We start from the raw sequence: 12,026 nt of genomic DNA on the forward strand, positions 1-12,026 counted from the left end.
GCACTCGGCTACTTCCGAATGGTCGGCCTCAGGTTCGGACGCCTCGGGGAGCTAACTGCGGTGCTGACGGGATGATCCCCAGCGGCACGACGAACGTCTCGCGCTCGTTGCGGTCGATGGAATAGCACTGCCAGCCGAATCCACCGGCACCGGCGAACTCGAAGCGTGCGTCGAAGTCGACGGCATCAGGATAGTAGTGCGCGGTCTGGACCTGGCACGATGCGATGGCCGTGCGGGATGCGACGTTCATGGTGGTCAGGATTCCGGGAACCACGAGGGCGACGAGGCCGACGGCAACGATGATCCGCATTGCTGTCTTAACGCGCCTGCTGCGCAGTGGTCGCTCGTCTGGTGGCTCGTAGCCGGAGAGTTCTGGGTGCTGTTCGCTCATGATTGCTCTCTTCAAGTATCGCCTGCCTCGCGTGCTCGCGCGCACTCCAGCCCGCTCCCGAATCGCCGATTGCGCCCAGACGACCCGTTGCTCCGACGATTCTGGGCGCGAATGGCGAATCTGGGCGCGAGAGTGGGTTCCCGAGCAGAGTCCCGTGCGAAGTGCCGTGCGACGTCCCGCGCTAAGCTCCGCGGGCAGCGCCGTGCAGAGCGGTCCGATCGGCGCGGGCAGTTCACCGCGGATCGCTAAAGTGTCGCCATGGCCACACTGCAACGCCACCTCGGCACCTCGCGCGCGATCGTCATCGGCCTGGCCGCGATGATCGGCGCCGGGGTCTTCTACGTTTGGGCGCCCGCGGCCGCCGCGGCCGGAACCGGCCTGCTGATCGGGCTGGTCATCGCCGGGGTGATCGCGTCGTTGAACGCACTCAGTTCAGCGCAACTGGCCATGGCCTATCCGGTTTCCGGTGGCACATACGCGTACGGCCGTGCGCTGCTCGGGCCATGGTGGGGCTTCAGCGCCGGTTGGCTGTTCATGGCCGGAAAGACCGCATCGGCGGCGGCGATCGCCCTGATCGCAGGTGGCTATCTCTGGCCGGATGCTGCCCGCCCGGTCGCCGTCGCTGTGGTGGTGATCCTCGGCGTCATCAACATGACCGGAATCCGCAGCACGGCAGGAGTGAGCACGGCCATCGTCTTGACGGTGCTCTGCGGCCTGCTCGTCGTGCTGGCAGCGACGGTGTTCGGCGGCGCGCTGCAGGGTGCCAGCCTCGACGCGGAGACGATGACGGATGCCGGCTGGTACGGCATCCTTCAATCGGCGGGCCTGCTCTTCTTCTGCTTTGCCGGGTACGCACGAATGGCGACGCTCGGCGAAGAGGTCAAGGACCCGCGGCGCACCCTTCCACGCGCGATCATCATCGCGCTCGGCATCACGTTGCTTCTCTACGCGGTGATCGGGTGGCTGTGCGTGACGATCCTCGGGCCGGTCGCCCTGGCTGAATCGGTGTCTCCGGTCGCAGACCTCCTCGGTGGCGGCGAACCATGGTCCGGTATGGCACGCATTGTCGCCGCGATCGCCTGCCTCGGCTCGCTCCTGGGCATTCTCGCCGGCCTCAGCCGCACCGGTCTGGCCATGGCCAGGGAGCGCGACCTCCCTGGCCCGCTCAGCGGCATTTCGGGACGCACGCACGCGCCGGTCGTGGCAGAGACGGTGATCGCCCTGGCCGCGATCTGTGCGGTGCTGTTCGTCGATCCGTCGCACCTCATCGGATTCTCCGCCTGCTCCGTGCTGGTCTACTACGCGATTGCCCATCTGTCTGCGCTCCGGCAGCAGGGAACCGACCGCTGGCTTCCGCGAGTGGTGCAGTACGCAGGCGTTGCCGGATGCCTGCTGCTCGCGTTCACGCTCCCGTGGCAGGGCGTCGTGGCGTCCATGGTGTGGCTCGCTGTCGGCCTGGCTGCGCGCGGCATCCACAGTGGGTGAGCCGGAAGTCAGTGCGTGGAAGGCTTCATCGTGATCTCCGTGCGGTCGCCAGACCACAGTGTGTGGAACACGCCGGGCTCGTCGACGCGCTTATACGTGTGCGCGCCGAAGAAGTCGCGCTGGCCCTGCACCAGCGCGGCAGGAAGCCGCTCGCTGGCGAGTGAGTCGAAGTAGCTCAGTGCCGACGAGAATCCCGGCACCGGAATGCCAGACAGCGCGGCAGTCGAAACGATCCGGCGCCAGGCCGACTCGCCTTCTGCGACGGCCTTGGCGAAGTACGGGTCGACGAGCAGGCTCGGGATCGACGCGTCGTTCGCGTAGGCGTCGACGATGCGGTTGAGGAACTGGGCGCGGATGATGCAGCCGCCGCGCCAGATTGTGGCAATGGCGCCCTTGTCGATGTCCCAGCCGTACTTCGCTGCGCCGGCGATAATGGCGTCGAAGCCCTGCGCGTATGCGACGACCTTCGACGCGTAGAGGGCGGCCCGAACGTCGTCCTGGAAGGTGTTGCCGACGACGGCGATCTCCGGGCGCGCTGTGATCGTGGCGCGCACCGGTCCGCGCTGCTCTGGGTGGCTGGAGACCGCGCGGGCGAAGACTGCTTCAGCGATGCCGCCGACGGGCACGCCAAGGTCGAGGGCATTCTGCACGGTCCAGACGCCGGTACCCTTCGAACCGGCTTCGTCGAGCACGATGTCCACGAACGGCTTGCCGGTCTTGGCATCGACCTGGCGGAGAACCTCAGCGGTGATTTCGATCAGGTAGCTTTCGAGTTCGCCTGTGTTCCATTCGGCGAAGATGTCGGCGATGGCGGCGGGGGAGTGGCCGCCAACGTGGCGAAGGAGGTCGTAGCCCTCAGCGATGAGCTGCATGTCGGCGTACTCGATGCCGTTGTGGATCATCTTGACGAAGTGACCCGCGCCGTCTGTGCCGATGTGCGTGACGCAGGGCACGCCGTCGACGACGGCCGCGATCGATTCGAGAATCGGGCCGAGTGTCTTGTAGGCCTCCACCGATCCGCCGGGCATGATCGATGGGCCCTTGAGGGCGCCCTCCTCGCCGCCGGAGATGCCCGCTCCGACGAAGTTCACGCCGGTGGCGCTGACCGCCTTCTCACGACGGATGGTGTCGTGGAAGTCCGCGTTTCCGCCGTCGACGATGATGTCGCCAGGTTCGAAGAGCCCGGTGAGCTGGTCGATGACGGCATCCGTGCCCTTGCCTGCCTGCACCATGATGATGGCCGTGCGAGGTTTCGCCAGCGAGGCCACGAAATCCTCGATGGACTCTGAGGCGACGAAGCCGGCATCCGCGTGTTCACTCATGAGCAGGCGTGTGCGCTCAGGGGAGCGGTTGTACACGGCGACCGTGTTCCCCTCGCGGCTGGCGAGGTTGCGGGCCAGGTTCGAACCCATCACCGCCAGCCCGACGACGCCGATGTTTGCAGAGCCCGAAGCGGTGTCAGACACGTTTCCTCCTGATAGTGGTTTTCCGAATCAAGCGTAGTGTGCCTGCCGAAATCGTTGTGCAAGCGCCTCGTCACAGAGCGCAACCGCTCAGCGGTTCACTTGCTCAGCGGTTCACCTGCTCCGTCGCGGTGAGCGCCGCCAGTTCGTCACGTCGCGGCAGGCCTTCCCAGTCGCCGATCGTCAGGCAGGCGTACGCGCCAACAGTGACCGCCGTGGTCAGCCTGGTCGGCACATCGGCACCCGCGAGGTACTCAGCCAGGTAGCCGGCCACGAAGGCGTCGCCAGCGCCGACGGTGTCGATCGCGTCCACCCGCACGGCGTCACGCAGGTAGTCGACGCCGGCAACGGATGCCGCGGCGCCGTTCGAGCCGAGCTTGACGATGGCTTCTCCCGCGCCAAGTTCGACCAGGCGATGAGCCAGCTCTAACGGGTCGTCGGCCTCGCCGACCGCGATGGCGGCCTCATCGTCACCGGCGAACACGATGTCGGCAAGCGGGATGATCGTGCGATAGAAGTCGCGGGCCTCGGCGCGCGACCAGAGCTTGCCGCGGTAGTTCAGGTCGAACGACACTGTCACCCCGGCTTCGCGGGCCACACGAACGGCTTCGAGGATGACCGCGGCCAGCTCAGGGGAGAGGGCGGGAGAGATGCCGGTGACGTGCAGGAGTGTGGCGCCTCTGACCAGGCCGAAGTCGACATCCGTCACGCCGAGCCGGGAACCGGCGTTGCCTGCCCGGTAGTACCAGACGCGGGTCTCTGCACTGGTGCGCCGTTCTTTGACCATGAGCGCCGTCGCCGCGTCGGCGTCGCGGATGCCGACCACCCGCACGCCCTCTGCGCCGATCTCCCGCAGCACCAGGTCGCCAAGGGAATCCGCTCCGACCTTGCCGATCCAGGTCACATCGACGCCGAGGCGGCGGAGTCCGATGGCGACGTTGCTCTCGGCTCCGCCGATGCTCAGGTTCAGCGTGGCGCTGTGCTGCAGCAGGCCGTATCCGGGAGTCGCCATCAGCGCCATGGTCTCGCCGATGGTGACGACTCCTGCGCCGCTCATCGTGTGGCCGCACCGTCTGCGCTGCGGGCTTCTGCGGCGATCGACACGGCGCGTCTGGCGCGTTCGGCGAGCGCCTCGAGTGATCCACCCTTCAGCGCGTCCCCCACGAGCGGGCCGCCGAGGCTGACCGCCAGCGCGCCAGCTTTCAGCCAGGCGGGGATGTCGCCGAGCGCAATGCCGCCAGACGGTACGAACTCGATATCGGGGAACGGGCCGCGCAGGTGCGAACCGTACTGCGGCCCGACGGTCTCGGCGGGGAACACCTTGACGGCGCTCGCTCCTGCCGCCCAGGCGGAATAGAGTTCGGTCGGCGTCAGCCCGCCGGGGTAGACCGGCACGCCGGCTGACACCGCGAGTGCGATGACGTCGATGTTCACGATCGGTGTGACCAGATAGTGCGCCCCGTTGTCGATAGCCCGTGTCGCTTGTGCGGCGTTCGTGATGGTGCCGATGCCGATCTGGGCGCCGGTGCCGACGCGCTCAAGCAGCGCAGGAAGGTGTTCCAGCGTGCCAGGGGTGCTGAGCGTCAGTTCGATCGAACGCACACCGTTTGCGACCAGCACGTCGACGACGGCGTCGTAATCGCCCGGGTCACTGGCGCGTAGCACCGCGATCACCGGGTTCTCGCGCAGCAGGGTGGACGGTGCGGTTCTGATTGGCGTGGGTGTGGTCACGGTGACTCCTGGCGTGTGTGCGGTTGGGTGTGTGGGCGGTTGCGTTGATGGGAGACGGGTGATCAGGTGACTACTGAAGTGCCGGTGTGAACGGATGTCGCGGCACGACCCCAGCGCTGTGCCGTCGATTCGCGCACGATGAGCCGGCTCGGTACAGTTCCAGTTCGCTGGTGCAGTGGGTCGAGGATCGCGGCAGCTGCCAGGGCCCCGAGGGTGCGGGACGAACTGTCGACCGTGGTCAGCGACGGCCAGGCGAGGCCGTTCGGCAATGAGTCGTCGCATCCGATGACGCTGATCCGTTCGGGAACCGCGATGCCGGTGTCGCGAAGTGCAGACAGCAAGCCGAGTGCGACCTGGTCGTTGAACGCGATGACGGCGGTCACCTCGTCGGTGTCGACACCGGCGAGCGACTCCCGGCCGCCGCTGAAGTCCGGTTGCTCCGTGCGGCTGATTATCAGTGACATCCCGAGTTCGGCGCAGACGCGGGTCAGGCTCTCTCGTTTCTGGCGACCTGACCAGGAGTGCAGAGGTCCATCGACATAGGCGATCTGCGAATGACCGAGCGCCCAGAGGTGCCGTGCCGCCTCCGTGAACCCGGGGTCGATGTCGAGCGCGATCTGGCTCAGACGATCCGGGCAGTCGGTGCCTGGCTCGAGCATGCGGTTCGCCAGAACGACGGGAAGCCGATCGGCGGCCATGGCGATGTCGGCATCCTGCAGCCTGCTGGAGGCCAGGATGAGGGCGTCAACCTGGCCGGTCATGCGTCGGATGAGGCTGCGTTCGAGTTCTGGGTTCTCGTGGGAGTCGCCAACAAGGATGCCGATATCGCGGGCGCCGAGGACGGTCTCAAGTTCGGCGAGGAAGGAGGTGTAGAACGGGTTGGTGACATCGGGGAGGATCACGCCGACATTGCCAGTGGAGCCTGTGGCCAGACTGCGTCCGAGGCGGCTCGGAGTGTAGTCGAGCTCTTCTGCAACCCTGCACACCCGTTCCTTCGTAGATGCAACAACCGCAGCCGACCCGCTGAGTGCCCGTGAAGCCGTGGCGACGGACACGCCGGCCGCAGTCGCCACCTGCCGTATGGTCGTCGCCATCTTGACCTTCCGACTCGAAAGAAGAATAATGGGAGGAATGAATGAAACCGGTTACATTGCTACTGTAACCCACCAGTGAAGGTTGCGCCACCCATGACAGTCCCCACCAGATTCGCCCTCCGCGAGGTCGCGCTTCACCTCAGCGAAACAGATGAGGTGGCGGTGGCGACCAGGGCGCTGGAGGCCGGCATCGTCATCGAACTGGGCGACGGCGGTGAGGTAACACTCACCGCCGACATCCCGCGAAGCCACAAGTTTGCCCTCAGACACGTGGCCGCCGGCGACCAGGTACACAAATACGGCCAGTCGATCGGGCGAGCGACGACGAACATCGCCCCCGGCGACCATGTGCACACCCAGAACCTCGGCATGGATGACGCCGACCGAGTGCATGAGTTCGGCACGGCCCGCACGGCGCTCGCCGAAACGATGGGGGAGATGCCGACATTCCTCGGCTACCCCAGGGCCGACGGCCGCTTCGGCACGCGTAACTACATCGGTATTCTCACCTCGGTGAACTGCTCGGCCACAGCCGCCAATCTCATTGCCGACGCCTTCCGGGGGTTCGCGCTCGACGACTATGAGAACGTCGACGGCGTCATGGCACTCACCCACAACAGCGGATGCGGGCTGGTGCCCACCAGCGAGGGCGGCCAGGTACTTCTGCGCACTCTGCGCGGCTATGCCAGCCACCCCAATTTCGGCGGGATGCTGGTGGTCGGCCTGGGCTGTGAGATGGTGCCGGTCGAGACACTGGTCGAAGGGTACGCGCTGCCGGCGGACACCATCGTGTCGACCATGAACATCCAGGGCGAGGGCGGAGTGCGCGCCACCGTCAAAGAGGGCATCGCGCGCATCCGAGCCATGCTTCCAGAGCTCAACAAGCGCACGCGGGTGCCCGCCCCGGTCTCAGAACTGGTGCTCGGCTTGAACTGCGGCGGATCGGACGGATACTCGGGGGTCACGGCGAACCCGGCGCTCGGAGTCGCCTCCGACCGGTTGGTCGCCTGGGGAGGAACGTCGATTCTCGCAGAGACTCCCGAAGTTTTCGGTGCTGAGCATCTCTTGACCAGCCGGGCCGTCTCCGAGGCCGTCGGCCAGCGACTTCTCGACCGGATCGAGTGGTGGCAGGGTTATGCAAAGCAGGGCGGTGGAAGCCTCGACAACAATCCATCGCCCGGTAACAAGGCGGGTGGGCTGACAACGATCCTCGAGAAGTCGCTCGGAGCCGTGGCGAAAGCGGGACGCGCCGACCTGTCGGCGGTCTATGAATACGCGGAACCGGTCACAGAGCGCGGCCTCGTCTTCATGGACACCCCTGGATATGACCCGGTATCCGTCACCGGCATCATCGCCGGCGGCGCGACCGTCGTCTGCTTCACCACCGGCCGTGGTTCGGTCTTCGGGGCAAAGCCGACGCCGTCGATCAAACTGGCCACGAACACCGAGATGTTCGAGAAGATGGCCGACGACATGGACCTGAACGCCGGGCGCATCGTCGACGGCACGGCCACGATCGCCGAGGTCGGGAGCGAGATCTTCGACCTCATCATCCGCGTCGCCTCCGGCGAGCAGACCGTCAGCGAAGAACTCGGCGTCGGCCAGGAGGAGTTCATCCCCTGGCAGTTCGGCACCGTCACCTGACGAGTGCGAGCGGCGGGCCGTGTCATCCACGCTCGGCGCGTCTTGCGCGTCGCCGTTTGCGCCGACAATCGCCGTTCGGCCGGCGATTGTCGGCACGAACGGCGATTCTCGGCGGGAAAGAACAAGCCAGCGAGGGTAGGAGGTTGCCGACGCGCCCACTCACCAATCGTGCATCGACCCATCGCGCTGCAGGCGGTTCACCGGCAGGTAGGCGGGGGTGTACTCGAACGATGCCGCGAGGTCCTCGTTGTACTCGACGCCGAGTCCCGGGTTGTCGCCCGGGTGCAGCAGGCCGTTCTCGAACGTATAGCTGGTTTGGAATACATCGAGCGTGTCGCTGGAGTGCTTCATGTACTCCTGGATGCCGAAGTTGTGGATGGCCAGGTCGAGGTGCAATGCTGCGGCCTGCCCGACCGGTGAGATATCGGTCGGCCCGTGGAAGCCGGAGCGGATCTGGTAGACGGCGGCGAAGTCCATGATCTTCTTCAATGCGCTGATGCCACCGGTGTGGGTGACCGCGCTGCGCACGTAGTCGATGAGCTGCTCGGTGATCAGGGTCTGGTAGTCGTAGACGGTGTTGAAGACCTCACCGATCGCCAGCGGCGTTGTCGTCTGTGCCCGAACGCGCCGCAGCGACTCCTGGTTCTCGCCCGGCGTGCAGTCCTCCAGCCAGAACAGGCGGTATGGCTCGAGCGACTTGCCGAGGATCGCGGCCTCGTTCGGCGTCAGCCTGTGGTGGCCGTCGTGCAGCAGCGGGATCCCGTAGCCGAACTCTTCACGCACGGCGGCGAAGATCGTCGGTATGTGGTTCAGGTATGCGGCACTGTCCCACTCTTCTTCAGTGGGAACTTCGGTGCGCTTGGCCGGCTCGTAGTCGTAGCGCTCGCCTGGCAGCTGGTTGGTCGCGACCCCGTAGACCTGTCCGAGCCCTGGAACACCGGTCTGAACCCTGATGGCCTTGAATCCCTGGTCGAGGTGGTTCTGGATCGAGGTGAAGAGCGATGGCAGATCAGATCCGGATGCGTGTCCGTACGCGAGTGCGCCGACCCGACTTGCGCCGCCGAGTAGCTGGTACACCGGCTGACCGGTGACCTTCCCCTTGATGTCCCAGAGCGCGACGTCCACGGCGGCGATGGCGGCCATGGTGACCGGGCCCCGACGCCAGTACGCACCACGGTAGAGGTACTGCCAGGTGTCCTCGATGTTCTGCGGGTCGCGGCCGATGAGCAGCGGCACCACGTGCTCCTTGAGGTAGGCGACGACAGACAACTCGCGGCCGTTGAGGGTGGCGTCTCCCAGGCCGGTGACGCCGTCTGATGTGGTGATCTTCAGGGTGACGAAGTTGCGGCCGGGACTCGTGACGAATACTTCGGCGCGTTCAATGGTGCTCACGTTGTTCTCTCTTCTCTGAAAGCTGAGTCGCGACGCGCATACGACGCGAGTGGCAGGTTGTAACTGAGGTCGATGGCTGTTTCGGTGGCCTCGTCGAGCGTGAGTCGGTGTTCGCTCACGAGCTTCGAGAGGAATCCGGCGTCGATGCGTCGCGCGAGGTCGTGTCTGGCCGGGATCGACGCGAACGCGCGCGTGTCGTCGACAAAGCCGGTGGTGTTGTAGAAGCCCGCGGTCTCCGTGGTGAGTTCCCTGAACCTGGCCATGCCGCCGGGCGAATCGAGGAACCACCACGGCGCGCCGAGTTTCACAGACGGATAGGCGCCCGCAATCGGCGCAAGTTCCCGCGAGTACACGGTCTCGTCGATGGTGAACAGGATCATCCGGAAGCCTGGTTCGTGCCCGAATGCGTTCAACAGGGGCTTCAAGGCCTGCGTGTACTCCACAGACTCCGGAATATCGAACCCGTTGTCGGGCCCGAAGCCGTTGAGGATCCGCTCGGAATGGTTCCTCTGCACTCCAGGATGCAGCTGCATCACGAGCCCGTCTTCGACTGACATCCGTGCGCTCTCGAACAGCATGTTGCCCGCGAACGCTTCCGACGTGGCCGCATCGACTGGCCCGGACATGGCTTCCGCGAAAATCCGCTTGGCTTCTGCCGGCTCCAGCGGTGTGGTGTTCGCGGTGAGATGTCCGTGGTCCGTGGCCCGTGCTCCGGCCGCAACAAACGCAAAACGACGCTGTTGCAGCGCCGCAAGGAAGCTCGAATAGTCGGTGATTTCGATGCCGCTCTGCGCGGCGAGGGATGCGACGTCCGCTCGCCAGGTCGCACGTCCCGGATAGAAGAGGTTGTCAGGGCGGAAGGTAGGCACGACGCGATCGCCCCAGCCGTCTGTAGCCAGTGCTGCGTGGTCGGCCAGGTCGGAATCCGGCGCATCCGTTGTGCTCAGGATCTCGATGTTGAACCGATCAAACAGGTCACGGATGCGGTATTCCGGTGTGGCGAGGGCGGCGTTCAGCTGGTCGTAGATCGCGTCGGCCGTTTCGGCTGAGGGTTCCTGGGTGATGCCGAAGATCTCTACGAGTTCGTGTTCCATCCAGTAGCGCGTCGGTGTGCCGCGGAACAGTTTCCAGTTCTCTGCGAACCGTCTCCAGATCAGGCGGTGGTCGGTTTCGACGGCTGAGCCGCCCCGGGGGCGTACGCCGAGGTCCTGGTGGCGATACCCCTGGGAGACGAGCATGCGTACCAGATAGTGGTCGGGGATGATGAAGAGTTCTGCCGGGTCTCCGAACGAGTCATTGCGGCGGATCGCACCGACGTCAATATGGCCGTGCATCGAGATGATGGGCAGGGTCGAAACCGCCTGGTAGAGCTCCCGCGCGATGGCGCGTTGGGCCGGTTCGGCGGGCAGTGCCCGATCCGGATGTAGTGTCCAGGGCCCTGCGTTCGTCGCCTGCGCGGCCATACTCTGACTCCTCGTCACTTGCTTCTTCCTTGAAGGGTTGCTGCACCAGGCTGGCAACGCCGTTTCTGAAGATGAGTGAAACAGAATTGGCGCGTGTTGCAGCGAGAGACGGGCGACCGAGAGGTCGTTGAGCCGACTCACACTGAACACTATATGCATGATTCAGGGCGGATGCGCGAAGAAATCTTCCACCGATGCGCAAACCCACGCCGTAATCAATTCGTGACTTGACGAAACAGTGAAAAGGTTTGCAGAATGTACCGACCGACAACAACAGCTGTGTCGGAACCAACACGAGGTGGTGTGCGATGGCGGTGACGATCCGCGATGTGGCAAAAGCCGCCGGTGTGTCCATCTCCACGGTGTCCCGTGCGCTCGCCGCGCCTGAGCAGGTCGCCGAAGCCACCAGGGTGCACGTGCAGGAGACCGCCAGGGCAATGGGGTACCGCCCGAATCGCGCTGCTAGAGGCCTGATCACCGGGCGCACGGGCAGTATCGGCCTCGTTGTACCCGATCTCGAGAATCCGTTCTTCGGTTCCGTGTGCAAGGGCGTACAGGCCAGGGCGAGGGCCGCGGGTTACGCGGTGTTCATCGCCGACACCGATGAGGATCCGATGGTGGAGGCCGAGGTCGTTCGCAGCCTTGCCAAGCAGGTCGACGGCGTCATCCTCTGTTCTGTCCGCAGCACGGACGCCGACGTCGAACATTTCGCGGCCGAGAGTCCGATCGTTTTGGTCAACCGCAAACTGGGCGACATCCCGTCCATCACCTTCGACAACGGCGGCGGCCTGCGCTCGGTGATGGCTCATCTCGTGGCGCTCGGCCATCGCAAGATCGCGTACGCCGCCGGCCCCGTGACCTCCTGGTCGAATTCGGAACGCACCGCGGCCTTCCGTGCCTTCGCGTTCGAATCGCCCGATCTCGACCTGGTCGAACTCGGCAACTTCCCGCCGTTTTTCTCCGGCGGCATCCAGGCCGGCGACCTAGCCATCGCCAGCGGCGCAACGGCGGTCGTCTCCTTCAACGATCTCGTCGCCGTCGGCCTCATCGACCGCCTCCGTCAACGCGGCCTCAGCGCCCCCCACGACATCAGCGTCGCCGGCTTCGACAATGTGCCCGTGTCCACCCTCGTCTGGCCGAATCTCACGACCGTCGACTTCCCGCGGGTGCAGATGGGGCGCGCAAGCGTCGACCTTCTCCTCGACACGGTGCTCGAACGTGCCGGTGCCGGGCGGGTCGTTCCAGACATTCCCGTCGAACTCATCGTGCGCCAGTCCACTGGCGTTGCACCCGTCCGAGCGATCGAACGCCCGGATGACCGCCCCATCCTCCAGACGCAGCTGTCTGGGACCTAACAAAGAGA

10 protein-coding genes are annotated in these 12,026 nt (G+C 65.4%); 3 read left to right on the top strand and 7 right to left on the bottom strand.

Translation table 11 applies throughout. The features are described 5' to 3' along the window. Positions 1 to 28: 28 nt before the first annotated feature. Complete coding sequence (locus K323_RS0117855; protein ID WP_022886628.1) at positions 29 to 391, bottom strand: hypothetical protein; 363 nt, start codon at positions 389 to 391, stop codon at positions 29 to 31. Positions 392 to 649: 258 nt separating this feature from the next. Here K323_RS0117855 and K323_RS0117860 point away from each other — a divergent pair, with 258 nt between their 5' ends. Continuing rightward, positions 650 to 1,876, top strand: a complete 1,227-nt coding sequence (locus K323_RS0117860; protein ID WP_022886629.1) for an APC family permease — start codon at positions 650 to 652, stop codon at positions 1,874 to 1,876. Positions 1,877 to 1,884: 8 nt separating this feature from the next. Here the strand turns inward: K323_RS0117860 and gndA are convergent, their stop codons facing one another. The 4 genes from gndA to K323_RS27060 all read right to left on the bottom strand — a co-directional run bounded on the left by gndA (position 1,885) and on the right by K323_RS27060 (position 6,164). Further along, entirely contained in the window at positions 1,885 to 3,288 is a 1,404-nt protein-coding gene (gene gndA / locus K323_RS0117865; RefSeq protein ID WP_051147425.1) for an NADP-dependent phosphogluconate dehydrogenase, read from the bottom strand. A gap of 157 nt (positions 3,289 to 3,445) precedes the next feature. Then, entirely contained in the window at positions 3,446 to 4,396 is a 951-nt protein-coding gene (locus K323_RS0117870) for a sugar kinase (protein ID WP_022886631.1), read from the bottom strand. Further along, on the bottom strand, positions 4,393 to 5,070 hold the full coding sequence (locus K323_RS0117875; protein WP_022886632.1) for a bifunctional 4-hydroxy-2-oxoglutarate aldolase/2-dehydro-3-deoxy-phosphogluconate aldolase: 678 nt from the start codon (positions 5,068 to 5,070) through the stop codon (positions 4,393 to 4,395). The genes K323_RS0117870 and K323_RS0117875 overlap by 4 nt, the downstream gene beginning before the upstream one ends. Positions 5,071 to 5,132: 62 nt before the next feature. Continuing rightward, positions 5,133 to 6,164, bottom strand: coding sequence for a LacI family DNA-binding transcriptional regulator (locus K323_RS27060; protein ID WP_022886633.1), 1,032 nt, complete (start codon positions 6,162 to 6,164; stop codon positions 5,133 to 5,135). Positions 6,165 to 6,257: 93 nt separating this feature from the next. On the opposite strand from K323_RS27060, the gene K323_RS0117885 reads away from it, so the two are divergent. Then, positions 6,258 to 7,808 carry a UxaA family hydrolase gene (locus K323_RS0117885; protein WP_022886634.1) on the top strand — a complete coding sequence of 517 codons (1,551 nt, stop codon included), beginning with the start codon at positions 6,258 to 6,260 and terminating at the stop codon, positions 7,806 to 7,808. A 159-nt stretch (positions 7,809 to 7,967) separates the two neighbouring features. Here K323_RS0117885 and manD read toward each other — a convergent pair whose 3' ends face one another. Then, complete coding sequence (gene manD / locus K323_RS0117890; protein WP_022886635.1) at positions 7,968 to 9,200, bottom strand: D-mannonate dehydratase ManD; 1,233 nt, start codon at positions 9,198 to 9,200, stop codon at positions 7,968 to 7,970. After that, the gene (gene uxaC, locus K323_RS0117895; RefSeq protein ID WP_342663015.1) at positions 9,197 to 10,681 is read right to left on the bottom strand and encodes a glucuronate isomerase; all 1,485 of its coding nucleotides are present in this window, start codon (positions 10,679 to 10,681) and stop codon (positions 9,197 to 9,199) included. Before uxaC ends, manD begins: the two co-directional genes overlap by 4 nt. A gap of 290 nt (positions 10,682 to 10,971) precedes the next feature. Between uxaC and K323_RS27065 the strand changes: the two genes are divergently transcribed. Continuing rightward, complete coding sequence (locus tag K323_RS27065; RefSeq protein WP_051147415.1) at positions 10,972 to 12,018, top strand: LacI family DNA-binding transcriptional regulator; 1,047 nt, start codon at positions 10,972 to 10,974, stop codon at positions 12,016 to 12,018. The last annotated feature ends 8 nt before the right edge of the window (positions 12,019 to 12,026 follow it).

The organism is Glaciibacter superstes DSM 21135, assembly GCF_000421145.1.
Lineage (GTDB): Bacteria > Actinomycetota > Actinomycetes > Actinomycetales > Microbacteriaceae > Cryobacterium > Cryobacterium superstes.

Bases quoted from the DNA above. Each gene is read 5' to 3' on its own strand.
- K323_RS0117855 (WP_022886628.1), bottom strand. From the start codon at position 391: ATGAGCGAACAGCACCCAGAACTCTCCGGCTACGAGCCACCAGACGAG.
- K323_RS0117860 (WP_022886629.1), top strand. From the start codon at position 650: ATGGCCACACTGCAACGCCACCTCGGCACCTCGCGCGCGATCGTCATC.
- gndA (WP_051147425.1), bottom strand. From the start codon at position 3,288: ATGGGTTCGAACCTGGCCCGCAACCTCGCCAGCCGCGAGGGGAACACG.
- K323_RS0117870 (WP_022886631.1), bottom strand. From the start codon at position 4,396: ATGAGCGGCGCAGGAGTCGTCACCATCGGCGAGACCATGGCGCTGATG.
- K323_RS27060 (WP_022886633.1), bottom strand. From the start codon at position 6,164: ATGGCGACGACCATACGGCAGGTGGCGACTGCGGCCGGCGTGTCCGTC.
- K323_RS0117885 (WP_022886634.1), top strand. From the start codon at position 6,258: ATGACAGTCCCCACCAGATTCGCCCTCCGCGAGGTCGCGCTTCACCTC.
- K323_RS27065 (WP_051147415.1), top strand. From the start codon at position 10,972: ATGGCGGTGACGATCCGCGATGTGGCAAAAGCCGCCGGTGTGTCCATC.